This window comes from Terrabacter aerolatus (assembly GCF_007991735.1).
GTDB classification, from domain to species: domain Bacteria; phylum Actinomycetota; class Actinomycetes; order Actinomycetales; family Dermatophilaceae; genus Terrabacter; species Terrabacter aerolatus.
The window spans coordinates 1-24,322 of sequence record NZ_BJYX01000017.1; the positions used below are offsets into that span (position 1 = coordinate 1).

Below are 24,322 nucleotides of genomic sequence, written 5' to 3' on the forward strand. Positions count from 1 at the left end.
GTGCTCCGCCGCGCCGTCGGCAGCCACGCGCGGGAGGCCCGCCGCAGTCCAGTAGCCTGTCCCCGTTGGTCGGCCCAGCAGGGCCTCGTTACAGCGAGGGTTACAGCGATCCTTGCAGCGAGGTTTCCAGTGAGGGTTTCAGCCATGCCCCGCCCTCGTAGCTCAGGGGATAGAGCACCGCTCTCCTAAAGCGGGTGTCGCAGGTTCGAATCCTGCCGGGGGCACCACAGTCGTTTTGTCCGTTTGACGTGCCGCGCCGCTGTCACGCGCCACACTCGTCCCGTGGCATACGACGCTCCCCGCCCAGACGACCCTTCCCTCCAGCCGCCGTCTCCCCCACCGGGCTGGTACCCCGACCCCTCCGGACAGCTGCGCTGGTGGGACGGCTACTCCTGGACCGCCACCACGATGCCCCAAACGATGCCGCAGCCGCGGTCCGACACGACGTGGGCGGTCCTGTCCCACGTGAGCTTCCTCGTCCTGCCGGTCATCGCGCCCCTCGTCATCAGACTGACCGCCGGCAAGGAGGACCCCTTCGTCAAGCACCACGCGACCGAGGCCCTCAACGTCCAGATCCTCTTCACGGTGGTGTGGAACGTCCTCATCGGGAGCCTCATCGTCGCCACGGCGACCGCCAACCCCGACGACGTCAACCCACCCGCGTTGCTCTTCGTCGCCTTCCCGCTCGCCTTCCTCGCCGGCGCCACGGTGCTCGGGATGTCCATCCGGGGCGCGGTGCAGGCCAGTCGCCGGGTGTGGTGGCGCTACCCGCTGTCGATCCGCTTCGTCCGCGGGGCCCGCAGGAGCGAGGCGTAGCGGCGACAGCTCTCCTCCCGACGAGCCCCGCCGCCTGAGGCCCACCTGACGGTGTCATGAAAGGGCCAGCGGGCTGTGAGCGGGCGGCCAACCTGCCGGGCTAGCGTCCGGCCCATGAGTCTGGCCGTCCGCCACCCTCCCCGGGCCGTCCCCGTCCTCGCGAAGATCTCGGCCCGCGAGCGCCGGGTGGCTGTGGCGTGCTCCCTGGCCGTCGCCGCCACCTACGTGCTGATCGCGGGTCTCGACGGCGCCCTCGGGGTGCCCCGCAACGACGACTGGGGCTACTACCGGACCGCGTTCGACGTCCTCCACCAGGGCTGGTTCGCGCCCGACCCGTTCACCCGGACCATGCTCGTCGGGCAGGTCCTGCTCGCGCAGCCGCTCCTGGCCGTCTTCGGCAGCGCGATCGTCCCGCTCCAGATCTTCGGAGCCCTCTTCGCCGCGGTCGGGCTCTGGGCCTCCTACCTCGTCGTGCGGCACTTCCTCCCCGTCGGGTGGGCCGCCTTCAGCGTCGGCTGCCTCGCGCTCGGGCCGATCTACGGGTCGCTCGCGCCGACGTTCATGTCGGACGCGCCGAGCTTCGCCCTGCAGTCCCTCGCCCTGCTGGCCGGGGTCACCGCGCTGTCCGCGACCCGCCGCCCACTGGCGTGGCTCGCGCTCTCGCTGGCCGTGGCGTTCGCGGCCTTCTCCGTCCGGGAGTATGCCGTCGCCGTTCCCGTCGCCGTGCTCGGCTGCTTCGCGCTGTCGCGGGGTCTGCTCGCCCGACACCCCGGCTGGGGACCGGACGCGGCCAGAGTGCGTCGCGAACGGATCGGCGCCGCAGCCCTCGGCCTCGTCTGGCTCATCGGCGCCGGGACGCTCTACGTCTGGCGCGCCCAGCTGAGTGGCCCGGGCAGCGCGCCTGCCCTGCACTGGACCGCGCCCGCCCACAACACCGTTCGTGTCGTCTTCACCTGTGCCCTGCTCATCGCGCCGGCGGTCATGCTCTTCTGGCGGTGGCCGCACACGCCGTGGACGTGGCGCCGGTGGGTCGCGCTGGGCACGGCCCTCGTGCTCGTGCTCCCCCGTGCCCTCAACAGCCCGAACCCGATCCTGACCGGGAACTACGTCAGCCAGGGCGGCGCCTACCCCCAGACGCTGTACGGCGCCCAGCCGGCCGTCATCTCCACTCCCGTCTGGGACGCGATCCTCTTCCTGACGAGCGCCGCCACCCTCACCCTCCTGGCCGCCGTCCTCGAGGCCGTCCTGACCTGGGTCGTATGCCGTGTCGCGACCTGGCACGCCCGCGCGGCCCTCCCGTCGCCAGCCCACCCCCGGCCGGAGACCGAGCCGAACGCCGAGGTGACCGGCGACACCGGCTCGCGCCACACGGCATACGCCCCGTGGCTTCGGGAGCCCGCGCTCGTCCTCGCCCTCGTCTACAGCCTCGCCATGATCCTCACCGTGCTGGCCGTGAGCCTGCTCGTGCCGTGGGTCGGTGACCGCTACCTCTTCCCCGTCGTGCCGTACCTCGCGGCCGCCCTGGTCTGGTGGGCACGCCGGTCCGCACCCGCGCGCCACCCCCGGTCCTCGCGCGTCGTCGGAGCCGTCGGGCTCGTCGGTCTGGCGGTGCTCGGCGCCTTCCAGGTCGACGCCGCCGCGACGGTGGACGGGGCCAAGTGGCGCATCGGCGAGGCCCTGACCCGGGCCGGGCACCCCGCCCAGACCATCGACGCCGGCCTCGAGTGGTTCGGCTTCCACCAGCCGGGCGCGGTCCTCAACCACTTCGACCCGCACCAGGGACAGCCGTTCTGGGTCGGGCTCTTCGACGACGCCCACGTGTGCGTGCGGGTCACGCGGGTCGATCCGTCGAGACCGCGGCACGTCGACACCCCGCCGCTGGCCTCCCTCGCCGCTGACGGCCTGTTCGGCTCCCGGTTCCTGCTCCAGGTCCGAGCCGACTACGTGCGCTGCTGACCCGCCCCGGCGCCCCTGAGGCCCGGGCCGGCCGGCGACCCCGGACCCGGGTGTGGACGAAAGGCTCGTCAGGGCACACTCCGTGCTCCTACAGTCGGAGTCATGGTGGGGCGCGGGCGGCTGGGCTGCTCCCGACGATGACGGCGAGCGTGGGGGCAGCGGACACCTCGGGCCGAGCCGCCCTGCCCGACGCCGGCTCGGCAGGAGCACCCGAGGCGCCCCCGACCACCACCTCGGACTCCGCCCAGCCGGCGAGCGCCGCGGCGGACCGACGCGCCACCACGGGCACTCCGGGCACTCCGGGCCCCTTCGGTGCGCCCGTCACCCTCCCGCGCCGACTCGGCCGGCTCGTCCTCATCGCCCTCGCCTACTACCTCGGGGCCCGTCTCGGCCTGGGCCTGTCCCTCGTCGGCAACGACGTGACGCCGCTCTGGCCACCCACCGGCATCGCCGTCGCCGCCCTCGTCGTCGTCGGCCGCTCCTACTGGCCGGCCGTCGCGGTCGCCGCCCTCGCGGTCAACCTGCCGCTCAGCGCCACCCCGCTGGCCGCGGGCGTCACGGCGATCGGCAACACGCTCGCCCCGGTCGTGGCCGTCACGCTGCTGCGGCGGGTCGGCTTCCGCCGCGAGCTCGACCGGCAGCGCGACGCCATGGCGATCGTCTTCCTCGGCGCGCTGGCGAGCATGCTCGTGAGCGCCACCATCGGCTCGGCGACCCTGCTCGTCTCCGGGTCGATCACGACGGCCCAGGTGCCGGCCGCGTGGGCGGTGTGGTGGACCGGCGACGCCATGGGCGTGCTGACCGTCGCGCCGTTCCTGTTGTGCCTCCCCCTCTTCTGGGAGCAGCGCCGCTGGCCGTGGCGCCAGTGGCTCGAGGGCAGCACGGTGCTCGTCGCAGCGACCGCCGTCATCGCCGCGGCCTCGCTGACCGAGCTGCCGGTGCTCTTCCTCGCGCTGCCCGTCCTCGGGTGGGCGGCCTGGCGGCTCCAGCTGCGGGGCGCCGCACCGGCCGCCCTCATCGCCGCCGTCCTCGCGACGTGGTCCGCCGCGCACATGATCGGGCCGTTCCGGGGCATGACCCTGCTCGAGCAGATGGTGACGCTCCAGTCCTTCAACGCCTGCGTCGCCCTGACCTCCTTCTTCCTCGCGGCCCTCGTCAGCGAGCGCCTGCAGACCGCTGCCGCCCTCGGCGCCGCCACCTCGGAGCTCGAGCGTCGAGTCGAGCGCCGCACGGCGCAGCTCTCGGCGGCCAACACCCGGCTCGTGCAGGAGATCCAGGAGCGGGCCGAGGCGCAGGAGCTGCTGAGCCACGAGGAGGCCCGCGCCCGCCGTGAGCACCAGATCGCCGAGACGCTCCAGCGCAGCCTGCTGCCCGACCGCCTCCCCGACGTGCCGGGCATCGCCCTCGCCGCCCGTTACGTCCCGGCGACGGCCGACGTCCAGGTCGGGGGCGACTGGTACGACGTCGTCCAGCTGCCGGGCGGCCTGCTCGGCCTCGCGATCGGCGACGTCGCCGGCCACGGCCTTCAGGCCGCAGCGACGATGGTCCAGGTCCGCATGGCCCTGCGCGCCTACGCCCTGCAGGACCCGTCACCGCCAGCGGTGATGCGCGGCGTCCACCAGCTCGTCTCGCAGCTGCCGGTCCCCGAGATGGTGACGCTCACCTACCTCCTCTTCGACCCGGCCGCGCGCCGGCTGCGGTGGAGCAACGCCGGCCACCCTCCCGCCCTCACCGTCGTCGACGGCGTCGGCAGCTACCTCACCGGCGCCCTGTCCCCACCCGTCGGGGTCACCGCCGACGGCTCGTTCACGGAGGGCGGGGCCGAGCTGCCCCCGGGAGCGACGCTCCTGCTCTACACCGACGGCCTCATCGAGCGCCGGGGCGTCTCCCTCACCGACGGGCTCGACCGCCTGCGACGTGAGGTCGCGGCCGCGCCACCCGGCGACGGCCTCGAGGCCCTCTGCGACCGGCTTCTCGACACGTTCCTCGACGAGGAGCACATCGAGGACGACGTCGCGATCCTCGTCATGCGCCCCGCCGTGGCGGTCGACGGCGAGCTCGACCTCCGGCTGCCGGCGGAGGCCCGCAACCTCGTGCAGGTGCGCAGTGCCCTGCGCCGGTGGCTGCGTGAGTCCGGGGTCGTCGACGAGGACACCAACGAGGTCCTCGTCGCCTGCGGCGAGGCGTGCGCCAACGTCGTCCAGCACGCCTACAGCGAGCAGGCGTCCAGCGGTGAGCTCGTCGTCGAGGCCCGGCTCGAGGGGGACCACCTCGAGGTCCGGGTCCGCGACCACGGGCACTGGCGCCCCGCGGCCGAGCGGGGAGGCGGTTGGGGGCTGCAGCTCATGCACGCCCTCGTGGACGACGTGTCGGTCGACCATGCCGTGGGCGGCACCGAGGTCCGCCTGCGGCGACACGTCGGGCTGGAGGTCAGGCCGTGAGCGAGCTCGCGCGCGTCGACACGACCCGCACCGGGACCACCCAGCACGTCTCGCTCACGGGAGAGCTCGACCTCTCCAACGCGCGGGCACTGACCGACGCGCTGGCTCACGCGGTCCCCGACGACGTGACCCTCGTGGTCCTCGACCTGACCGGCACCACCTACGTCGACAGCGCCGCGATCGCGTCGCTCTTCCGCCTCTCCCAGCGCCTGCGCGACCGCCGCCAAGACCTGCGCCTCGTCGTGCCGTCGGGCTCACCGATCCGGGCCGTCGTCGAGCTCACCCGGCTGGGTCAGGTGATCCCCGTCGACGAGAGCGCCCCCGGGCTCACCGACGCCCCGACGACGTATGCCGCCTTCCCGCCCCCGGGCGCGGCAAGCCAGCCACCGCCCACTCCCCCGTCGGTCCCCACCGAGCCGACCTCCACGGTGGTCGACGACGACGGCGGTCAGCGCAGCGGGTAGGTCCCCGAGCCCGGCAGTGGCGCACCCGAGGCGTCGGTGAAGAGCGCCGTCAGCACGCCCGTCAGGTCCGGACGGACCCGCGTCACCTCGATGACGATGTCACCGCCGGCGAGGCGACCGTCGTAGACCGACGTCGGCGAGCTCACGTGCTCCCTCTGCCGGCCCCCGCGCAGGTCCCGCACCGACGTGATGAGCCAACCGGTGGGTGCCTCGAGGTGCGCGAAGCACCCCCGGTCGCTGGGGGCGAGGCGCAGGCTCGTGACCGTGCCCACAGGTCCGGGCACGGCAGACGTGGGCGGCGCGGTCGGTGAGGAGGGCACCGAGGTCGACGCGGAGGGGGTCGGGACCGGCCTCGTGGGGCTCGGGTGGACGTTCGAGGCGCCTGTCGACGATCCGGCACGGGTCGTCGGGAGCGCCTGCCGCACCGCGCTGCCCGCATCTCCGGTCACGCCGGAGCCGGAGCTCCGACCGCCCGGGGGCTGTCGGCGCGAGACGCCCTCGGCCGTCGCGACGCCGATGACCGGCCTCGGGGCGACCGCGTCCGGGGTGCCGTCCGGCGGGTACGTCGGCTCCGCTCCTCCGACCGACCCCGTCGACGCGCCGGACCGCGTCGGCCTCCCGGCCGTGACCCCACCGGTCGGCTCGAGCTGGAAGAGGAAGAGAGCCACGGCCGCGACGACGGCGGCTGCAGCGAGCACCGCGGCCGCCGACCGCCCTGGGACCGACAGCACGCGGCCGGCCGGGCCCCACGCCCCGGACTCGGCCGAGCCCACGACCGGGGCGACGCCCACCGCGAGCGGCACCGACGAGTCCTCGGGCGTCAGGCCTGGGGCGGGGCCCTCACCGACAGCGGCACCCGCGCCGGCACCACTGTCGTCTGCCATGGCCTCGGGCGGTGCGAACGCGCCGGGCAGCAGCGCAGGGGCGACCCGCAGCCGGATCGCGGCGTCGACGTCGACGACGTCGGCCAGCGCAGCGCGGCAGCGAGGACACCCGTCCAGGTGGTCCTCAACGCGATGTCGGTTGGCGGGCGTGAGCGAGTCCCGCACGTAGCCACCGAGGTGACGGCGCACCTCGCGGCACACGGGATCGGTCGCGTGGGCGACGACCTCGGTCAGCAACGCCTGCCGCAGTCGCACGCGCGCCTGCCGGCTCTGGGTCGCCACACCGCTCGAGGTGGTGCCGAGCGCCGGCGCGATCTGACGCGGGTGCTCCTCGTGGACGACGAGCCGCCAGAGCAGCGAGCGGGACTCGTCGGTCAGGGAGCGCCAGGCGGCCCAGACAGCATCGCGCGCCTCGACCTCGGCCGCATCGTCACCCGCACCGTCGGGGCGCTCCACACCCTCGAAGCCCGAGGACTCCGCGGACTCCGCGGCGTCCTCGTGCCCGCCGGCGCGCCCGTCGTCCGACCGCCCCACTGTCTCCCACCCCGGTCTGCCGACCTCGTCGGCTGCTCGACGACCTCTGCCCGGTGCGTGGACGACTCCGGGTGCCCGGACCCGTCATTGCGTCCGCCACGCACCCTGACATCCTTCCCCCCACAGGGGGTTTCGGGGCCGAATCACACCGCGACATGCCCACGAAGCAGCCGCCTCGGGAGCCGCTCGACCGGTTTGCCCCATTTGCGACACCCCACCATCACGGACCCGCGGATCGCACTGTGCGACAGAGTCCCCCGTGCGACGATGAACGAGCACGCTTGACGTCAGAGGGAGTTGCCATGGACCCCGCACCATCGACTCACGGCTTCCTCACCGAGCCCGCGCTCTCGCCCGAGATCCAGGCCCTGTTCGACAGCGACATCGCAGACCACGGCTACGTCATGAACCTCACCCGGGTCTGGGCGCAGGCGCCGTCGGCGAAGGTCGGGCTCTTCGCCCTGCTCGCCGACATGGCGCAGCTGGCCGGCCTGACCTTCCGCCAGCGGGGCGTGCTCGTCGCGGCGACCGCCGGGACCATCGGCGACGCGTACTGCTCGCTGGCCTGGGGCACCCGGCTCGCGAGCGCGGCCGGCGACGAGGTGGCCGACGCCGTCCTGCGCGGCGACGACTCGGCCCTCGACGCTGCCGACCTCGCTCTCGCCCGATGGGCGAGGACGGTGGCCCGCGACCCGAACGCGACGACACCAGCAGACCTCGAGCCGCTGCGCGCCGCCGGCTTCGACGACCGTCAGATCTTCGCGATCACGGTGTTCGTCGCGCTGCGGCGCGCGTTCTCCACCGTCAACGACGCGCTCGGGCCCGCGCCCGACCGCCAGCTGCGCGACGACGCCCCCGCAGCCGTCGACGCCGCCGTCTCCTTCGGTCGCACGGCCGCGGACACGCCCTCCTGACCGAGGCGTCGTATGCCGTCCGCCCCGTCGGGCGCCCCACTCTCCGCAGGCGCGGCTCAGACGGTCTGGGTGGCGACGCCCCGGAGGAGGGCGAGGTAGTCCTCGACGGCCGCCACACCCGACACCGCGGCATACCCGTTCGCGATGACGACGGGCGTCGCCGTCACACCCATCGACCGCGCCTGCTGCTCGTCGGCGCGCACGTCGTCGGCGTAGTCGTCGGAGGCCAGCACGGCGGACACCCGACGCTCGTCGAGACCGCACTCGCCGGAGAGCCGCTGGAGCACCTCGTGGTCGTCGATGGCCAGCCCCTCACCGAAGTGCGCCGAGTGGAAGCGCTCGACCGCGGCCGACCTCAGGGCCGGACCGCCCATCTCGCCGGCCAGGGCGCACAGGCGATGGGCGTCGAAGGTGTTGGCACGCACGGCGCGGTCCCAGTCGAAGAGGAGGTCGTCGGCCTCCGCGATCTCGCTGGCCCTGGCGTTCATGAGCCGTCCCGTGCCCGCGTCCCCGCCGTGCCGCACGGAGAGGTGCTCGCTGACGGGCACCGAGCCGCCGACCGGGACGTCGGGGTCGAGCTCGAACGACCGGAGGCGCACCGTGACGTCGTGCGGCCGCTCGAACGCCGCGACGGCGGCCTCGACGCGGCGCTTGGCCACCCACGAGTAGGGGCAGACCAGGTCGCTCCAGAGGTCGAGCTCGATGAGGGTCGTGGACTCGGCAGCAGACTGGTCGGTCATCGACTCAGTCAATCACGCGCGTCGGGGGCGCCGGCACGGCACTGCGCCCCCACCGGATCCGGTGGGGGCGCAGCGACGGTGCGAGACCTGGGCGGCTCAGAAGCGGCCGTAGCCCGAGGGGGTCGTCCAGATGGAGTGGTTGCCGACCGTCGTGCCGGGGCGCTGCGCGTCGATCATGCGGCCGGGGCTGACGTAGATGCCCACGTGGTAGGCCGGCGAGCCGAAGAAGACGAGGTCTCCCGGGCTCGGGTTGCTGACGGGCGTCGCCGCCGACTGCTGCGCCGAGGCGGTGCGGGGGATCGAGATCCCGGCCTGGCGGTAGACGTAGGAGGTGAAGCCCGAGCAGTCGAAGCCCGAGGGGGACGAGCCACCGTAGACGTACGGCACGCCGAAGAAGGACTGCGCGATGCCCACGATGCCGCTGGCGGTCGGAGCCGGCGCGACGTTGAGCGCGACGCGGGCCGCGGAGATGGAGCGCGAGGCGCGCTGCGAGGCGGCCTGGCGGTCGGCGGCGGCCTTCGCGGCAGCAGCCTCGTCGGCGGCGGCCTTCTCGGCGCGGGCCGTCTTGACCGAGATGTCCTCGATGACGACCGGCTTGGCCGCCGACTGCTTGAGCGTCGGGGCAGCGAAGCCGATGGCCGAGAGGGCGTTGCCGGCCTTGAGGGTGCCGACGGCAGGGCCGACGGCGGCGGGGGCGGCGACAGCGCTGCTCGAGCCGTCGGCAGCGTTCGCCGTGCCGGCGAACGAGGCGACGAGGCCACCTGAGGCAGCCACGATCGCGGCACCCTTCACGGCGGGCTGAGCAGACTCCTTGGCGATCGTCTTGAGCTCGGCGATCGCGTTGAATCGACCGGGGGCGCGGTGGCGCCCGGAAACGTTCTGAGCCACAGGTTTGACCTCTCGACGCCTACGAGGTGAGCTGTCGGGTTCGGGCTGGAGGTACTGCCCGGCCTTCGCTCGGACCGAGTTCGGTCCACGGAGGGCTTCACCCCGAGGGCGTCTCGCGACGTCCGCAGAAAGTGGTTCCCCCGCTCCTGCCATGCGGTTCGTGCTGAGCCTCAGGTCGATGGCAGGACTAGGCGGTTCGACCCGGGGCACTCACTCGACGGGGAGAGCAAGTTCGCCAACCGTACCCAAGTCACACTGCCTTGTCACCTCCGAGTTCCCGGAAGTCCAAGAATTTTCCGGGACCCCGACGAACGCTGTCGAAGCATGCCAAAACAGCCCCGCAGACCGGGGCAGACCCTGACGAATACGGCGTGTTCAGGCGGCCTGGCAGAAGACGTGGACGGCCACGTCGTCGGGCAGGGAGACCCCGGTGGACGGCTCGCTCCCCTCGCGGACCGCCACGACGCGGCCCCCGTCACGCACGACCTCGACGCGCGCGCCCGGCACGACACCGGCGCTCGTGAGCAGGGCCAGTGCCTCGGGGTCGACCTGCACCGGCTCGCCGATGCGGCGGATCGTCACGACCGCCGGGGCGTCGCCCACCGCGGCCGTCAGGGTGCTGAGGCCGGTGAGGAAGTCGGCGTCCTGGCGGACTCCCAGCTCGTCGAGGCCCGGGATCGGGTTGCCGTAGGGCGACTCGAGGCCCTCGCCGATGAGCCCGAGGATCTTGCGCTCGACCTTCTCGGACATCACGTGCTCCCACCGGCACGCCTCGTCGTGGGCGTACTCCCACTCGAGGCCGATGACGTCGACGAGCAGCCGCTCGGCGAGGCGGTGCTTGCGCATGACGCGCGTGGCGAGCAGCCGCCCGTGGTCGGACAGCTCGAGGTGCCGGTCGCCCGACACGGCGACGAGACCGTCGCGCTCCATGCGGGCGACGGTCTGGGACACCGTGGGACCCGAGTGGCCGAGACGCTCGGCGATGCGCGCGCGCAGGGGGACGATGCCCTCCTCCTCGAGCTCGAAGATGGTGCGCAGGTACATCTCGGTGGTGTCGATCAGGTCCGTCACGGTCATACCTTCTCAGAGTCGGAGAGCGCTCAGGGACCGCTCGTCGCCGGGTCGCGGTCGCGGACCCGGGTCGGGTCGTGCCGGGGCACCCAGATGCGCAGCCAGCCGGCCCCCACGACCGCGCCGACGCCGAGCACGACGGCGGAGGAGCCGAGGGACATGACGGCGCTCAGCCCTGACAACGCCAGCGGGCCCGCCGCCCTTCCCAGGTCGGCGCAGAGGCGCCAGCCCCCGAGGAACTGCGACCTGCCCTCGGCCGGCGACGCGTCGGCCCCGAGCGTCATGATGAGGCCCGCGCCGAGGCCGTTGCCGATCCCGAGCACCGTCGCCGCGGCCGTCACGGCGACGAGGCTCGTCGCGAGCGGCATCAGGGCCATCCCCAGCCCGAGGACCAGCATGCTGGGCACGGCCGCGGCCACGCGGCCGTAGCGGTCCATGAGCCACCCGGACGGGTAGAAGAGCGCCATGTCGAGGGCGCCCGCGACCCCGAAGACGAGCGAGGTCTGCGCGGGCGAGAAGCCGACCGACTCGGCCCACAGCGGGACGAGCGCCTCACGGATGGCACGGGCCCCGGCCACGCACATCGCACCCGTGCCCAGCGTCAGCAGCACGTGCCGGTGCCGCAGGAGCACCGAGGCGACGCTGAGCGGTTTGCCGTCGCCCTCGATCCGATGGGCGGACCCGGTGATGTCGGGTGCGAGGAGGACGAGCACGAACGCGGCGGCACTCGCGACGCCGCCCACGGCATACGCGGACTCCGTGCCCCACGCGGCGATGACGAGGGAGCCGATGAACGGACCGACGAAGTAGCCGATGCGGTTCACGCCACCGAGCGTCGACAACGCCCGCGCGCGCATCGCGACCGGTACAGCCTCGGTGAGGTAGGCCTGTCGGGCCAGCCCGAAGAGGGAACCGGCGAGGCCGATGACGAGGACCCCGACGAACAGCATGACGAGGCCACCCGCGAGCGCCGCCACGAGCATGCCCACCGCCTCGACGACAGCCGCGACGAGCAGGGCGCGCCGCTCACCGATCCGCGCCGCGAGCGCACCGGACGGCAGGTCGCCGAGCAGCTGGCCGACGCCCATCATCGCGACGAGGAGGGAGGCGACCCCCACCGACGCACCGAGCTCGCGCGCCGACACGGCCACGATCGGCGACACGGCGCCGGCGCCCGTCGAGCCGAGCAGGGTGGGGCCGTAGGCGGACAGCGCGATCGCGCGCAGGCTGCCGCCGCGCCCGTCCACGCCCTCCTGCCGAATCTCGGTCACGCCACAGGACCCTAACGATCGGGTTACTCGGGTGGCCGGGCCGACCGACCGACGAAAGCATTGGCGCGTGAGCGGACCGGAGTCGTCGAGCAGCGCGAGCGCGGGCCTGCGCTCGCGCTCCGTGACCCTCTTCGTGCTCGCCGCCGCAGCCGCGTCGCTCGCGCTCTCGCTCCGGTCGCCCGTCGCGACCGCCGTCATCGGCGTCATCCTCTTCGGGGTCCTGCACAACCTGCTCGAGCTGCGCTACGTCGTGGGGCGGTTCTCGTCGGTGCTCGGGCGACCGTTCCTCGACCTGCTCGTCGCGCTCGTCACCGGCATCGTCGTCTGCCGGCTCCTCGTCGGCATGCTCGGCCGACCGGCGCAGCTGGCGGAGATCGCCCTCGGCTACGCCGTGCTGCTGGGCGCGGCCCACCACGTGCTCGACGGTCGCCGACGCGTCGCGGCGTGGACGGCCATCGGGGTCGCGGCCGCGGTCTCCCTGACCTTCCCCGCCTACCACGTCGTCGTCATGGCGCACCTGCACCACGTCGTCGTGCTCTTCTTCCTCTGGGAGTGGTCGCGGCGCATCACCTCCCGTCGCGGTCGACGCGCCTTCCGGGCCGTGCAGCTGCTCTGGGTCGTCGCCGTGCCCGTGGTCGTGCTCTCCGGGCTGCTCGACGGATCGCTCACGGCCGACCCCGGGATGGTGCGCAGCGTCGTCGGGGACGGTCACACCGTCCTCGCCTCGAGCGCTCTGCCCGGGACCGCCGCGAGCGTCGTCGGGCTGCGGCTGCTCACCGTCCTCGCCTTCCTCCAGACGATGCACTACGTCGTGTGGGTGGCCCTGATGCCGCGCATCGCCCCCGACGCCTCGGCCGCGTTCGAGGCGCGCGTGCCCTGGGTGACCGGCCCGCGGCTGTGGGCCGTCGGCTTCGTCGTGGCCGCCGTCTTCGCCGTGCTCTTCGGTCTCGACTTCACCCGGGGCACGACGGTGTATGCCGCGCTCTCGAGCTACACGGCATACGTCGAGGTCCCGGTCCTGCTCGCGATGCTCTTCGGTGCAGGACGCGTGTCGGCGCCCTCGCCCGCGGCCGGAGGCGGTGGCCGCCCACCGGGCTCGGGCAGCCGGCCGGCCCCGACCACGCCGTCGTGGTCGCTGGCCCCGCCCCCTCCCCTACCGACGGCGAGCGGGGGCTCCTACCCGCTCGGCCTGCAGCCCGAGGTCACGGCCGCCGTGGCACCGGACGCCGATCCCGGGGCCTGACGGCGGGTGCGACGTCCTCGAGGAGGGCTCGATAAAGGCCTTGCCGCGTCCTGTGACCCGACGTACGGTCGTGGCATCGAAACCGAAGGGAGGTGATCCGAGAAGTGATTTCTTCCGGAGCGTGTGAGGTGGCCACGCGATAGCCGCGTCCCCATCCACACCCATGGATGAAGCAGGGCAGTCCGACTCGTCGGGCTGCCCTGTTCCGTGTCCACCCCACGGGTCTCCGCACCGAACACCGTGTCGGGCGAGCCGGCGGGTGGGTCAGGGCTGGAGGCGGAGCCTCGTCCACGAGGCGGCGTCGGCGAGGTCGCCGTCACCGGTGCGGCGGAAGACGATGCGGTCGTGCAGCCGGTTGCGCCGACCGGCCCAGAACTCGACCTCGTCGCAGACGATGCGCCACCCACCCCAGAAGTCCGGCACCGGCACGTCGTGCTCGCCTCCGTGGTCGGGGAAGCGCTCGAGCGCCTCCTGCCACTTGAGCTCGAGCTCGTGCCGGTCGGCCGCCGGGCGCGACTGGTCCGACGCCCAGGCCGACAGCCTCGAGCCGTAGGGCCGCGAGTCGAAGTAGTCCTCGACCTCGTCACGCCCCACGAGCTCGGCGGTGCCCCGGAAGCGGATCGCACGGTAGATGGCCGGCCAGGTCAGGGCCGCCGCGACCCTCGGGTTGGCCTGCAGGTGCTCGCTCTTGGCCGAGCCGAGGTTGGTCACGAAGCCCGGGCCGCGTTCGTCGAAGAAGCGCATGAGGACGGTGCGCACGTCGGGCGTGCCCGAGACGTCGACGGTGGCCACCGAGATGGCCGTCGGCTCGGGCACGTCGTCACGCTCCTTCGACGCCGCCACCGCCGCGTCGACCCAGTCACGAGCCTGCAGGTAGGGCGAGGCGGCGACGTCGGACTCGACGAGGCCGTCACCGGAGTAGTCGACGCGGCGCACCCCGGCGAGGCCGTTCCCGGCCGGCTGGTTGCCTGACTGCGGGCCTGACTCGTGGTCCGCCGCGCGAGGAGAGCTGTCCATGACCCCAGACTAGGGTTGGGACGAGAAGGTCCGCGCGGACGTCAGGCCACGGCGCGCGCGGTCCCGGCGACAGCCCCGGCGGGACCGGGGCGCTGTGAGGAGTCACCACCATGGCAGGCAAGGGCAAGCTCGTCACCCAGGGCGTCAAGCTCGGCATCAAGTACGGCCCCCAGATCTGGGTCGCCACCCAGGCACTGCGCGACCCGGCCAAGGAGGCCGCCAACAAGGCGATCTCGAGCGAACGCGCGCGCCGCCAGGCCATGGCGCACGCGCGGTCGCTCGCCGACGGCAGCATCCTCAAGGTCTACAAGGGCGACGTCGCGCACTGGGTCGTCTTCAGCGGCGACGAGGCCGTCGACGTGCACCCGCACACCGACATGCTGCTCGCGACGCTCGTCGGCCGTGCCGACCTGACGAAGCGCATCCGCCCGGACGACAAGGTCAAGGCCACGGATCGCGCCAAGGACGCCGCCGCCGCGGCCCTGCGCCGGGCCAAGCCCAACCAGATCAACTGACCGCCCCCGCAGGGCGGTCCGAGTCAGGGCGGTCCGGGGCGGGGCGGGCGGTGCGGAGCAGGGCGGTCCGGGTCAGTCGGCGATGCGGATGCCGAGCTCGAGGGCGAACGCGTCGGCGAGGTCGATGACCTGGGACCGGCTCAACGTCGCGCCCTTGAGGCCGGCCAGCCCCACCGGTGAACGCAGCGTCGCCCCCGAGAGGTCGAGGCCGGCATACGTCCCCCGGCCGAAGGTCGGCGAGACCACGGTGCAGCCCTCGAAGGTCAGCCCGTCGACCGTGGCCTCCTGCAGGTCCAGCCCGACGACCACGCAGTCGAGGAACGCGACGTCCTTGAGGCGCGCACCCCGCAGGTTGAGGAAGTCGACCTTGCCGCCGCGCACCGTGACGTCGCGCCACGTCGAGCCCCAGGCCGAGACGGCCGCGAGCCGGCAGCCCTCCATCGTCGTCTCCACGAGGGTCGCCTCGGCCAGCGAGAGCCCGACTCCCCCGACCCGGTCCCACTCGCTCTCGGACCACCGCGACCCCTCGAGATGGGCCTCGTCGAGCGTGCTTCCGAGGAGGGAGCACTCGAGGAAGGAGTGACCCTCCGCATGGGCTCCCGTGAAGTCGGTGCCCTCGAAGCGGACGGCGTCGTGGTGCTGGTCTCGGGTGGTGAACACGGCATCACGAAAGACGGTCTGGTCGGCGGCTGACGGCATACGGTGAGTCTGGCAGTCGCGACCGACGCTCACCCGTCCGCGGCTGACGGCCTCCACACCGCGGTGCTACCGCCTGCACAGCAAGGATCGACATGGCAGACAGCACGCCCGACCCTGACTTCAAGCCCGGCCTCGAGGGCGTCATCGCCTTCGAGTCCACCATCGCCGAGCCGGACAAGGAGGGCGGGGCGCTGCGCTACCGCGGCGTCGACATCAACGACCTCGTGGGCCACGTCGACTTCGCCCACGTCTGGGGGCTGCTCGTCGACAACGAGTTCGACCCGGGGCTGCCGCCCGCCGAGCCCTACCCGCTGCCCGTGCACACCGGGGACGTACGCGTCGACGTCCAGTCCGCGCTGGCCATGCTCGCGCCGGTGTGGGGTTTCAAGCCGACGCTCGACATCGACGCCGACGAGGTGCGCGACAACCTCGCCCGCGCCGCCGTCATGGCCCTGTCGTTCGTCGGGCAGTCCGCCCGCGGGCTCGACAAGCCGATGGTCCCGCAGAGCGAGGTCGACAAGGCCCGCACCATCACCGAGCGGTTCATGATCCGCTGGCGCGGCGAGCCCGACCCGAAGCACGTGGAGGCCGTCGACGCCTACTGGGTCTCCGCCGCCGAGCACGGCATGAACGCCTCGACCTTCACCGCTCGCGTCATCACCTCGACCGGAGCCGACGTCGCGGCCGCCCTCTCCGGGGCCGTCGGTGCGATGTCCGGTCCGCTCCACGGCGGCGCGCCCTCGCGTGTGCTGCACATGCTCGACGGCGTCGAGCAGCAGGGCGACGCGACGGCCTACGTCAAGGGGGTCCTCGACAAGGGCGACCGTCTCATGGGCTTCGGGCACCGCGTCTACCGCGCCGAGGACCCGCGTGCCCGCGTGCTCCGCTCGGCCTGCGAGCGCCTGGGCGCCCCGCGCTACGAGGCCGCCGCCGCGCTCGAGAAGGCCGCGCTGGAGGAGCTCCACGCGCGCCGACCCGATCGCGTGCTCGCCACCAACGTCGAGTTCTGGGCCGCCGTCATCCTCGACTTCGCCGAGGTGCCGCCGTCGATGTTCACGCCGATGTTCACCTGCGCGCGCACGGCCGGCTGGTCGGCGCACATCCTGGAGCAGAAGGAGACGGGACGGCTCATCCGCCCGTCGTCCCGCTACATCGGCGAGGGACCCCGCAAGCCCGAGGACGTCGCCGGCTGGACGCCTGACATCTCCCACTGAGCGACCCCGGCCCAGGTGTGCGCCGTGCGCACATCGGTGCGCAGTGCTCGGAGGGGTGCGCGGTGCAACGCGCACTCCTCCGACGGGAGCACATCATCCGGGCGAGCGCAGCCGCGCGTCACCCCGTCCAGCGCTGGGAGTCGACGACGGCCTGGTGGGCCCGGGCCCGGATGAGGGGCACGTCGTCGAGATCGGCCCAGACGTAGCGCGCGAAGAACCATCCCTTGCGGCGCAGTCCGTCCTCGCGCCGCTTCTCCGCGAAGGCAGCGCCCTTGGTCGAGTACTTCTCCGCGCCGTCGAACTCGACGAGGACGCGGGTGCCCTTGATGCGGAAGTCCGCGAACCGCACTCCGAGGCCGGTCTCGACCGCGAACTGGGGCTCGAGCGCGTACCCGAGCGCCCTGAGGCGGTGGCCGATGATGCTCTCGCCCGGCGACTCGATGCGGTGGTCCGCCTCCTCGAGGATGGCGCGCACGGGGCCGATGCCGCGACACCCGCCGAGCAGCTCGACGGCGGTGGTCAGCTCCGCACGCGTGATCAGCCCGCGGCGCAAGGCGGCATCGGCCGCAACGAGGGCACTCAGCGGCACTCCCTCCAGACCCGACTGGACGATGCCGACCGCGGTGGGCACACGGTCGTCCGACGTCGACCGCAACAGCGAGAGCCCCGTCAGTGCGTGGTGGATCTTCACGTCCCGTCCGTTGCGGGTGGGCCCGGGCCCGTGGCGAGTGAGGGTGGACCGCATCCAGGTCGAGCAGGTAGTCCGGCAGGCCCTGCGCCACGAGCAGGGACTGATGGCTGATGAGGGCGCGGCCGTCGAAGCGACGCCAGCCTGCGATGGTGCGCAGCCAGTGGAGGTCGCGGGCGTCGCGAGCCGGGCGCACGGCATACCACCCGCGGATCAGGGGGGTGAGTGCCCCCAGCCGCACGGCCTGGGTGATGGCGCCCGGGCCGTGCCCGGCCCGACGCAGGCGTGCGGCGCTGACGACATCCCCGTGCGCGAGCTGCTCCAGATCCATCACGCCATCGTCGTGGTGCGAGACGCTTCCGTGCTGAGGGGCTGTGGACAACCGATCGCCGACGCCGCAGACGTACGGGCAAGCCCCATCGGTGCGGGCTGCAGGACGCACCGGTGCAGCGGCCGCGTGCTCTTCGGACGATCGCGCACTCCTGCGATCCTCCGACACGCTGCGACGTCCGCGCATCGAGCAACGGTGTCCAAGGGGTGGGCACCTGAGGTTGAATGGCGGCGGTGACGACGGCGTCATCCGTCGTCAACACGTCCGCCACGGCCCCGCTGCGTGGCCGCACTCGCGAGGTGAACCCTTGACCGAAGCACCAGCCGTGACCCCGCCGATCAGCATCCCGGCCGAGCTCCTGCCCGCCGACGGCCGGTTCGGCTCGGGACCCTCCAAGGTCCGGGCCGAGCAGCTGGACTACCTCGGCTCGCTCGGACGCACCGTGCTCGGCACCTCGCACCGCCAGGCACCGGTCAAGAACCTCGTCGGCGAGGTCCGTCAGGGGCTGCGCGACCTCTTCTCCCTGCCCGAGGGCTACGAGATCATCCTCGGCAACGGCGGCTCGACCGCGTTCTGGGACATCGCCGCCTTCGGTCTCGTGCGCGAGCGTGCGCAGCACCTCGCCTTCGGGGAGTTCTCGAGCAAGTTCGCCGGGGTCACCCGGGCCGCGCCGTTCCTCGGCGACCCCACCGTCATCACGGCCGACCCGGGCACGCTCGCGAGGGCGCACGCCGAGGCCGGCATCGACGCCTACGCCTGGCCGCACAACGAGACCTCGACGGGCGTCATGGCGCCGGTCCAGCGCGTCGAGGGCGCCGACGACGACGCCCTCGTGCTCATCGACGCCACGTCCGGCGCCGGCGGGCTCCCCGTCGACATCACCCAGGCCGACGTCTACTACTTCGCGCCGCAGAAGTGCTTCGCCTCCGACGGCGGGCTGTGGCTGGCCGCCTTCTCGCCGGCCGCGCTCGACCGTGTCGAGCAGATCGCCGCGACGGGCCGGTGGGTCCCCGACTTCTTCAGCCTGCCCACGGCGATCGACAACTCGCTGAAGAACCAGACCTACAACACCCCGTCGCTCAGCACGCTCGCGCTGCTCAACGCCCAGCTCCGGTGGATGAACGGCAACGGCGGCCTCGACTGGGCCACGTCGCGCACGGCGGACTCCTCGAGCCGCCTCTACGACTGGGCCGAGCGGACGGGCTGGACGACCCCCTACGTGGCCGACCCCGCCGCCCGGTCGCAGGTCGTCGGCACCGTCGACCTCGACGACTCGATCGACGCCGCCGCCGTCGCGAGCACGCTGCGCGCCAACGGCATCGTCGACGTCGAGCCCTACCGCAAGCTCGGCCGCAACCAGCTGCGCGTCGCGATGTTCCCCGCCGTCGAGCCCGACGACGTCACGAAGCTGACCCAGGCCGTCGACCACGTGGTCGCCGCCCTGGGCTGAGCCGCGCGGGCGTCCCGCCACCCGTCGCCTCCCCCACGACCCGAGAGGGCCTGCTCCCGTATGCCGGGTGCCGGCCCTCTCGCGCATTCCCGCCGTCGCGCCCGCGTGACCTTCGGGTAGGTCACTCGTTGAACTGACAGACCGCCAACGGAGGCGGCTGACGCATTCGAGGAGTCACCATGGTCCGCATCGTCCGCGCAGGCGCCACGACGCGCCGGATCGCTGCAGCGCTGCCGGTCATCGCCCTGGCCACGGCAGGCATCGCCTTCGCCGCGACCCGCGGCACCGACACCGTGTCGCCGACGGCGGCGATCACGGTGCCCGACCAGGCCATCACCGGCGGCAGCCCGCTCTACCCGCAGGCCGGTCCCGCCCCCGCTCCGATGCAGCTGCCCCCGATCTACCAGACGTTCACGAGCGACTACGCCCGCGTCAACGTGCCGTCCGCGGCACAGGGCGCGATCACGGCCATCGACTCCCTCGCCCCGGTCCGGCTGGACGCCAACGGCATCCCTGCCGCGGCGGTCGCGGCCTACCAGCGGGCCGCCGGCGTCCTCGACGGGATCAAGCCGGGCTGCGGCGTCGACTGGGCGCTCCTCGGCGCGATCGGACGCGTCGAGAGCAACCACGCGCGCTTCGGCGGCAACGTGCTCGATGCCAAGGGCATCGCCCGCCCGGGCATCATCGGCATCCCGCTCGACGGGTCCAACGGCACCGCGCGGATCACCGACACCGACGGCGGCGCCCTCGACCACGACCCCGTCTACGACCGCGCCGTCGGCCCGATGCAGTTCATCCCGACGTCGTGGAAGATCGCCGGCCGTGACGGCGACGGCGACGGGGTCGCCAACCCGCAGAGCCTGACCGACGCCGTGACCGGCGCGGGTGTGCTGCTCTGCTCGGGTGGCACCGACCTGCGAGCGCCGGGTGCGGCCTACCAGGCCGTCCTGCGCTACAACCACTCCGACGCGTACGTCCGCACGGTCCTGTCGATCGCCGACGCCTACCGGCGCGGCGTGACCGTGGTCCCCATGAGCGCGCTGCCCGCCGCGCGCCCGGCCGCCGGGAGCGGCACGGGCACCCCCGACGGCTCAGGCTTCGCGTATGCCGGTTCGCCGGCTCCCCGTTCGACGGCTTCGCCGAGCGCACGCCCCACACCGAGCTCCTCGGCGAAGCCGTCATCCTCTCCGTCCGGGACGCCGAAGCCGGCGCCGTCGCCCAAGCCGTCCGGCCCGGCGAACTCGGCCCCGAAGCCGACGAAGGGCTCCCCCGGCCTGCCGCTGCCCCTGCCGTCCGTGCCGGGCCTGCCGCTCCCGTCGGTCACGGTGCCGCTGCCGCCGGTCACGAAGCTGCCCACGCCGACGCTGTCGCCGGAGATCGTGCGCCTGCTCGCCCTGCCCCACCTGCCGCTGCTGGCCACCGACCCGAAGGACCTCGTCCGGGTGCTCGACCCGCTCAAGGGCAAGGTCGTCTGCGTCCTCGTCGACAAGGTCGTGACCTGTCCCACGAGCGGTCTGCTCGGCTGACCTCTGCGCCCGCACCGCCGGTCCGTGTCCACGGGCCGGCGGTGCTGCGTTGCCGCCTCCGCGGGCCCCCTCAGTGGATGGTCTCGGCAGATGATCTCCGGCCGTCGCCTCCGGCAGCCGGTGCGGGCTCGTCAGCGCCGGTGGTCCACGACCGCGGCGACCACGGCGATGACGATGAAGAGCAGCAGCGCCGCCGCCGTGATCCGGTGGCGGAACCTGAAGTTCACTTCGTGACCTCGGGAGCCGTCGGCACGGCCGAGGCGAGCTGGATGCGAAGGCGCGGTCGACGCTGGGTCTGAATGGTCACCGCGACATTCTGCCGACGGGACACCCAGAGGGCCACCGCCACGAGGCTCAGGCCCACCGCGATGGTGCCGATGGCGATGGTCCACCGCGGGCCCCACACGTCACCGATCCACCCGATGACGGGAGCTCCGATCGGCGTGCCACCCATGAAGATGGCCATGTAGAGCGCCATGACGCGGCCGCGCATCACGGGGTCGACGCTGACCTGGACCATGGCGTTGGCCGTGGTCAGGGCGGTCAGGGCGGCGAGGCCGGTCGGCACGAGGTAGACGGCGAACATGACGTAGTTCGGGGCGGTCGAGAGCAGGGCCGTCGACACGGTGAAGCCGGCGAGGGCGACGAGCAGCACGCGCATGCGGGGGCGGGCCCGGCGCGCCGAGAGCAGGGCGGCCGTCAGGGAGCCGACGGCCATGATCGAGCCGAGCAGGCCGTACTCCCCCGGGCCCTTGTCGAAGACCTTGGTCGCCATGAGGGCCATGGTGAGCTGGAAGTTCATGCCGAACGTCCCGAGCACGAAGACGAGCGCCATGATGAGCACGAGGTCCGGTCGACCCTTGACGTAGCGCAGTCCCTCACGGATCTGGCCCTTGCCGCGCGCACGCGGCGACGGCGTCAGCAGGCTGGTGTTCATCCGGAGCAGCGCCACGAGGACGAAGAGGAAGGTCGCCGCGTTGACGTAGAGCGCCGGCGCGATGCCGAACCAGGCGATGACGAGGCCGGCGACCGCGGGCCCGACGAGCCGGCCCAGGTTGAAGGACGCGCTGTTGAGCGCCACCGCGTTGGGCAGGTGCTCGGTGTCGACCATCTCGGAGACGAACGTCTGGCGGGCCGGGTTGTCGACCGCCGTCGCGATGCCCTGGAGGAACGCGAGGGCGTAGACGTGCCAGAGCTCGACGACACCGGCGGCCGTGAGCACCGCGAGCAGCAGCGCCGTCACGAGCAGGGCCGTCTGGGTGAGGAAGAGGATGCGCCGCTTGGGGAAGCGGTCGACGAGCATGCCGGCGAACGGCGCGAGGATGAGGAAGGGCAGGAACTGCAGGCCCGTGACGATGCCCAGCGCCGTGGACGAGTGGTCGGTCAGGACGGTGAGCACGAGCCAGTCCTGGGCGACGCGTCCCATCCAGGTGCCGACGTTGGAGACGATCGCGCCGGAGGCGTAGATGCGGTAGTTGGGGATCGAGAGCGAGTGGAAGGTGGGGCTCATTCGCTGGCCACCTTGGCGAGCACGGCGGCGGCGCGCTGGAGCAGCTCCCGCTCCTCGTCGGTCAGCTGCTCGAAGCGCGAGAGCATCCACTCGTCGCGGTGCCGGCGGATCCGCTTGAGCGCCTTGCGTCCCTCGGGGGTCAGCGCCAGGATCACCTGCCGGCCGTCGGTGGGGTCGTCGGCGCGGGAGACGTAGCCGCGCTCGACGAGCATGTTCGTCGTGCGCTTCATGCTCGGGGCGGACACGCGCTCGATGTCGGCGAGCTCGCTGTTGGTGCGGGCCGTCGCCTCGAGGCGGCACAGCACCGAGAACTGGTGCGGAGGCAACTCACGGTCGGACTCGAAACGGACCCGCCGCGAGATGCGCATGCAGGCGAGTCGGATGTCGTTGGAGAGCGAGACGAGCTCGGCTCTGGAGAGCTGGGCGATGGGGTTCTTGGCAGTCAAGGGCGGATCCTCGGAAGTACAGTCTGGAGATACTTAGCCTAACTCATTACCTCGGCTAACCATTCCCGACCCTGGACACGCCGGCACCGCCCGGCCCCGGGGGCACGCGTGAAGGCCCCCTCCCGTGTGGAAGGGGGCCTTCACGGCATACGTGCTCGGGCGACGTGACGCCCGCGCCCGGAGGTGCCTCGGGGACGCTCAGGTGAACATCGCCTGCAGCGGCGCCTTGACGAAGTAGATGACGAAGAAGCCCGCCACGATCCACAGCAGCGGGTGGATCTCGCTCGTGCGGCCCCGCGCGATCTTGATGAGCACCCAGGCGATGAAGCCCGCCCCGATGCCGACCGTGATGTTGTACGTGAACGGCATGAGGACGATGGTGAGGAACGCCGGCAGGGCGATCTCCATGTCGTCCCACTCGATGTTCTTGACCTGCGTCATCATGAGGAAGCCGACGATGACGAGCGCCGGGGCCGCGGCCTCGGACGGGACGACGGCGAAGAGCGGTGCGAGGAAGGTCGCGAGCAGGAAGAGCACGCCCGTCACGACCGAGGCGAGACCGGTGCGGGCTCCCTCCTCGACGCCGGACGCCGACTCGATGAAGGACGTGTTGCTGCTGACGCCACCCGCGCCACCGGCGATGGCCGCCACGGAGTCGACGACGAGGATGCGGTCGGTGTGCGGCGGGTTGCCGTCCTCGTCGAGGAGCCTGGCCTCGGTGCCGATCGCGACGACGGTCCCCATCGTGTCGAAGAAGTCCGCGAGCAGCAGCGAGAAGACGAACATCACCGACGTGACGATGCCGATCTTCTCGAACGACCCGAGCAGGCTGAACTGGCCGAGGATGCCGAGGTCGGGGGTGTTGGTGATGGTGTCGGGCAGCTTCGGCACGGTCAGGGCCCAGGCCGACGGGTTGGTCAGGGCGCCGGTCTTGTCGAAGACGCGCGGGCCGATGTGGAAGATCGCCTCGAGCACCATCGCGAGCGCCGTCGCCGCGACGATGCCGATGAGGATGGCGCCCTTGACCTTGCGGATGAGCAGGATCGCGATGAGGAAGACGCCGACGACGAAGACGAGGGTCGGCCAGCCGTCGAGGCTGCCGCCGATGCCGAGCTCGCTCGGGACCGAGCCGGGCGTCGTCGGACGGCGCGCGAAGCCGGCGTCGATGACGCCGATGTAGGCGATGAACAGCCCGATGCCGACGGAGATCGCGACCTTGAGCGGTCCGGGGATCGCCTTGAAGACCGCCTTGCGGAAGCCGGTCAGCACGAGCACGAGGATGATGACGCCCTCGATGACGACGAGGCCCATGAGGTCGGCGAAGGTGATCTTCTCGCTCGCGTGCGTCAGCACCATGCCGGTGATGAGCCCGTTGATGCCGAGGCCGGCGGCGAGCGCGATCGGGAAGTTCGCGACGAGCCCCATGAGGATCGACATGACGCCCGCGACGACGGCCGTGCCGACCGCGACGAGCAGCTTGCTGCGCACCAGGTCGTTGGTGCCGCCGATCATCGAGCCCGAGCCGTCGACGACGCCCGAGAGGATGATGGGGTTGAGAACCACGATGTAGACCATCGTGAAGAAGGTGACGACGCCGCCCCGGATCTCGCGGGCGACGGTGGACCCGCGCTCGGTGATCTTGAAGAAGCCGTCGAGCCCGGTCGGGGCGGGCCGTGTGGTGGTATCCGTCGACATGGCGCACAC

General features: G+C 72.6%; 21 protein-coding genes, 1 tRNA gene and 1 riboswitch. Of the genes, 11 read left to right on the top strand and 11 right to left on the bottom strand.

What is annotated here, in order from left to right; genetic code table 11:
• Positions 1 to 151: 151 nt before the first annotated feature.
• The 5 genes from TAE01_RS14740 to TAE01_RS14760 all read left to right on the top strand — a co-directional run bounded on the left by TAE01_RS14740 (position 152) and on the right by TAE01_RS14760 (position 5,677).
• Positions 152 to 227 (top strand) — tRNA-Arg (locus TAE01_RS14740).
• Positions 228 to 282: 55 nt separating this feature from the next.
• Entirely contained in the window at positions 283 to 816 is a 534-nt protein-coding gene (locus tag TAE01_RS14745) for a magnetosome magnetite crystal formation protein family (RefSeq protein WP_186815225.1), read from the top strand.
• A 114-nt stretch (positions 817 to 930) separates the two neighbouring features.
• Entirely contained in the window at positions 931 to 2,772 is a 1,842-nt protein-coding gene (locus TAE01_RS14750; protein WP_147067582.1) for a glycosyltransferase family 39 protein, read from the top strand.
• Positions 2,773 to 2,909: 137 nt separating this feature from the next.
• On the top strand, positions 2,910 to 5,213 hold the full coding sequence (locus tag TAE01_RS14755; RefSeq protein WP_246111376.1) for a SpoIIE family protein phosphatase: 2,304 nt from the start codon (positions 2,910 to 2,912) through the stop codon (positions 5,211 to 5,213).
• Positions 5,210 to 5,677 carry an STAS domain-containing protein gene (locus TAE01_RS14760; RefSeq protein ID WP_186815226.1) on the top strand — a complete coding sequence of 156 codons (468 nt, stop codon included), beginning with the start codon at positions 5,210 to 5,212 and terminating at the stop codon, positions 5,675 to 5,677. The genes TAE01_RS14755 and TAE01_RS14760 overlap by 4 nt, the downstream gene beginning before the upstream one ends.
• Here TAE01_RS14760 and TAE01_RS14765 read toward each other — a convergent pair.
• On the bottom strand, positions 5,662 to 7,095 hold the full coding sequence (locus tag TAE01_RS14765; protein ID WP_147067584.1) for a zf-HC2 domain-containing protein: 1,434 nt from the start codon (positions 7,093 to 7,095) through the stop codon (positions 5,662 to 5,664). The two genes, TAE01_RS14760 and TAE01_RS14765, sit on opposite strands and share 16 nt — an antisense overlap.
• A gap of 302 nt (positions 7,096 to 7,397) precedes the next feature.
• Between TAE01_RS14765 and TAE01_RS14770 the strand changes: the two genes are divergently transcribed.
• On the top strand, positions 7,398 to 8,009 hold the full coding sequence (locus tag TAE01_RS14770) for a carboxymuconolactone decarboxylase family protein (protein ID WP_147067585.1): 612 nt from the start codon (positions 7,398 to 7,400) through the stop codon (positions 8,007 to 8,009).
• A gap of 56 nt (positions 8,010 to 8,065) precedes the next feature.
• Here the strand turns inward: TAE01_RS14770 and TAE01_RS14775 are convergent, their stop codons facing one another.
• The 4 genes from TAE01_RS14775 to TAE01_RS14790 form a co-directional block, all read right to left on the bottom strand.
• Complete coding sequence (locus TAE01_RS14775; RefSeq protein ID WP_147067586.1) at positions 8,066 to 8,749, bottom strand: DsbA family oxidoreductase; 684 nt, start codon at positions 8,747 to 8,749, stop codon at positions 8,066 to 8,068.
• A 96-nt stretch (positions 8,750 to 8,845) separates the two neighbouring features.
• Positions 8,846 to 9,637: a C40 family peptidase gene (locus TAE01_RS14780; protein WP_147067587.1), complete on the bottom strand. Its 792-nt coding sequence runs from the start codon at positions 9,635 to 9,637 to the stop codon at positions 8,846 to 8,848.
• 4 nt (positions 9,638 to 9,641) lie between these two features.
• A riboswitch (cyclic di-AMP (ydaO/yuaA leader) is annotated at positions 9,642 to 9,806 on the bottom strand.
• Positions 9,807 to 10,012: 206 nt separating this feature from the next.
• Complete coding sequence (locus TAE01_RS14785; protein WP_147067588.1) at positions 10,013 to 10,708, bottom strand: iron-dependent transcriptional repressor DtxR; 696 nt, start codon at positions 10,706 to 10,708, stop codon at positions 10,013 to 10,015.
• A 29-nt stretch (positions 10,709 to 10,737) separates the two neighbouring features.
• Positions 10,738 to 11,979 carry an MFS transporter gene (locus TAE01_RS14790; protein ID WP_147067589.1) on the bottom strand — a complete coding sequence of 414 codons (1,242 nt, stop codon included), beginning with the start codon at positions 11,977 to 11,979 and terminating at the stop codon, positions 10,738 to 10,740.
• A 67-nt stretch (positions 11,980 to 12,046) separates the two neighbouring features.
• Between TAE01_RS14790 and TAE01_RS14795 the strand changes: the two genes are divergently transcribed.
• Complete coding sequence (locus TAE01_RS14795) at positions 12,047 to 13,222, top strand: hypothetical protein (protein WP_186815227.1); 1,176 nt, start codon at positions 12,047 to 12,049, stop codon at positions 13,220 to 13,222.
• A gap of 264 nt (positions 13,223 to 13,486) precedes the next feature.
• On the opposite strand, the gene pdxH is transcribed toward TAE01_RS14795, so the two are convergent.
• Positions 13,487 to 14,239, bottom strand: coding sequence for a pyridoxamine 5'-phosphate oxidase (pdxH, locus tag TAE01_RS14800; protein WP_147067590.1), 753 nt, complete (start codon positions 14,237 to 14,239; stop codon positions 13,487 to 13,489).
• Between the two features lie 110 nt (positions 14,240 to 14,349).
• Here pdxH and TAE01_RS14805 point away from each other — a divergent pair, with 110 nt between their 5' ends.
• Positions 14,350 to 14,754, top strand: coding sequence for a hypothetical protein (locus TAE01_RS14805; RefSeq protein ID WP_147067591.1), 405 nt, complete (start codon positions 14,350 to 14,352; stop codon positions 14,752 to 14,754).
• Positions 14,755 to 14,826: 72 nt separating this feature from the next.
• Here the strand turns inward: TAE01_RS14805 and TAE01_RS14810 are convergent, their stop codons facing one another.
• Positions 14,827 to 15,453, bottom strand: coding sequence for a pentapeptide repeat-containing protein (locus TAE01_RS14810; protein WP_147067592.1), 627 nt, complete (start codon positions 15,451 to 15,453; stop codon positions 14,827 to 14,829).
• Positions 15,454 to 15,545: 92 nt separating this feature from the next.
• On the opposite strand from TAE01_RS14810, the gene TAE01_RS14815 reads away from it, so the two are divergent.
• On the top strand, positions 15,546 to 16,667 hold the full coding sequence (locus TAE01_RS14815) for a citrate synthase 2 (protein WP_147067593.1): 1,122 nt from the start codon (positions 15,546 to 15,548) through the stop codon (positions 16,665 to 16,667).
• Positions 16,668 to 16,785: 118 nt separating this feature from the next.
• On the opposite strand, the gene TAE01_RS14820 is transcribed toward TAE01_RS14815, so the two are convergent.
• Complete coding sequence (locus TAE01_RS14820) at positions 16,786 to 17,358, bottom strand: putative endonuclease domain-containing protein (RefSeq protein WP_147067594.1); 573 nt, start codon at positions 17,356 to 17,358, stop codon at positions 16,786 to 16,788.
• Between the two features lie 653 nt (positions 17,359 to 18,011).
• Between TAE01_RS14820 and serC the strand changes: the two genes are divergently transcribed.
• Entirely contained in the window at positions 18,012 to 19,136 is a 1,125-nt protein-coding gene (gene serC, locus TAE01_RS14825; protein ID WP_147067663.1) for a phosphoserine transaminase, read from the top strand.
• A 179-nt stretch (positions 19,137 to 19,315) separates the two neighbouring features.
• Complete coding sequence (locus TAE01_RS14830; RefSeq protein ID WP_147067595.1) at positions 19,316 to 20,662, top strand: lytic transglycosylase domain-containing protein; 1,347 nt, start codon at positions 19,316 to 19,318, stop codon at positions 20,660 to 20,662.
• 223 nt (positions 20,663 to 20,885) lie between these two features.
• Here TAE01_RS14830 and TAE01_RS14835 read toward each other — a convergent pair whose 3' ends face one another.
• The 3 genes from TAE01_RS14835 to TAE01_RS14845 all read right to left on the bottom strand — a co-directional run bounded on the left by TAE01_RS14835 (position 20,886) and on the right by TAE01_RS14845 (position 24,313).
• Positions 20,886 to 22,172: an MFS transporter gene (locus TAE01_RS14835; protein WP_147067596.1), complete on the bottom strand. Its 1,287-nt coding sequence runs from the start codon at positions 22,170 to 22,172 to the stop codon at positions 20,886 to 20,888.
• Entirely contained in the window at positions 22,169 to 22,618 is a 450-nt protein-coding gene (locus TAE01_RS14840; RefSeq protein ID WP_147067597.1) for a MarR family winged helix-turn-helix transcriptional regulator, read from the bottom strand. Before TAE01_RS14840 ends, TAE01_RS14835 begins: the two co-directional genes overlap by 4 nt.
• 198 nt (positions 22,619 to 22,816) lie before the next feature.
• The gene (locus TAE01_RS14845) at positions 22,817 to 24,313 is read right to left on the bottom strand and encodes an NCS2 family permease (RefSeq protein ID WP_147067598.1); all 1,497 of its coding nucleotides are present in this window, start codon (positions 24,311 to 24,313) and stop codon (positions 22,817 to 22,819) included.
• Positions 24,314 to 24,322 lie beyond the last annotated feature (9 nt).

Excerpts from the sequence above, each read along its gene's own strand:
- TAE01_RS14750 (WP_147067582.1), top strand. The coding sequence starts at position 931 with ATGAGTCTGGCCGTCCGCCACCCTCCCCGGGCCGTCCCCGTCCTCGCG.
- TAE01_RS14755 (WP_246111376.1), top strand. The coding sequence starts at position 2,910 with ATGACGGCGAGCGTGGGGGCAGCGGACACCTCGGGCCGAGCCGCCCTG.
- TAE01_RS14770 (WP_147067585.1), top strand. The coding sequence starts at position 7,398 with ATGGACCCCGCACCATCGACTCACGGCTTCCTCACCGAGCCCGCGCTC.
- TAE01_RS14775 (WP_147067586.1), bottom strand. The coding sequence starts at position 8,749 with ATGACCGACCAGTCTGCTGCCGAGTCCACGACCCTCATCGAGCTCGAC.
- pdxH (WP_147067590.1), bottom strand. The coding sequence starts at position 14,239 with ATGGACAGCTCTCCTCGCGCGGCGGACCACGAGTCAGGCCCGCAGTCA.
- TAE01_RS14805 (WP_147067591.1), top strand. The coding sequence starts at position 14,350 with ATGGCAGGCAAGGGCAAGCTCGTCACCCAGGGCGTCAAGCTCGGCATC.
- TAE01_RS14810 (WP_147067592.1), bottom strand. The coding sequence starts at position 15,453 with ATGCCGTCAGCCGCCGACCAGACCGTCTTTCGTGATGCCGTGTTCACC.
- TAE01_RS14815 (WP_147067593.1), top strand. The coding sequence starts at position 15,546 with ATGGCAGACAGCACGCCCGACCCTGACTTCAAGCCCGGCCTCGAGGGC.
- TAE01_RS14830 (WP_147067595.1), top strand. The coding sequence starts at position 19,316 with ATGGTCCGCATCGTCCGCGCAGGCGCCACGACGCGCCGGATCGCTGCA.
- TAE01_RS14835 (WP_147067596.1), bottom strand. The coding sequence starts at position 22,172 with ATGAGCCCCACCTTCCACTCGCTCTCGATCCCCAACTACCGCATCTAC.
- TAE01_RS14845 (WP_147067598.1), bottom strand. The coding sequence starts at position 24,313 with ATGTCGACGGATACCACCACACGGCCCGCCCCGACCGGGCTCGACGGC.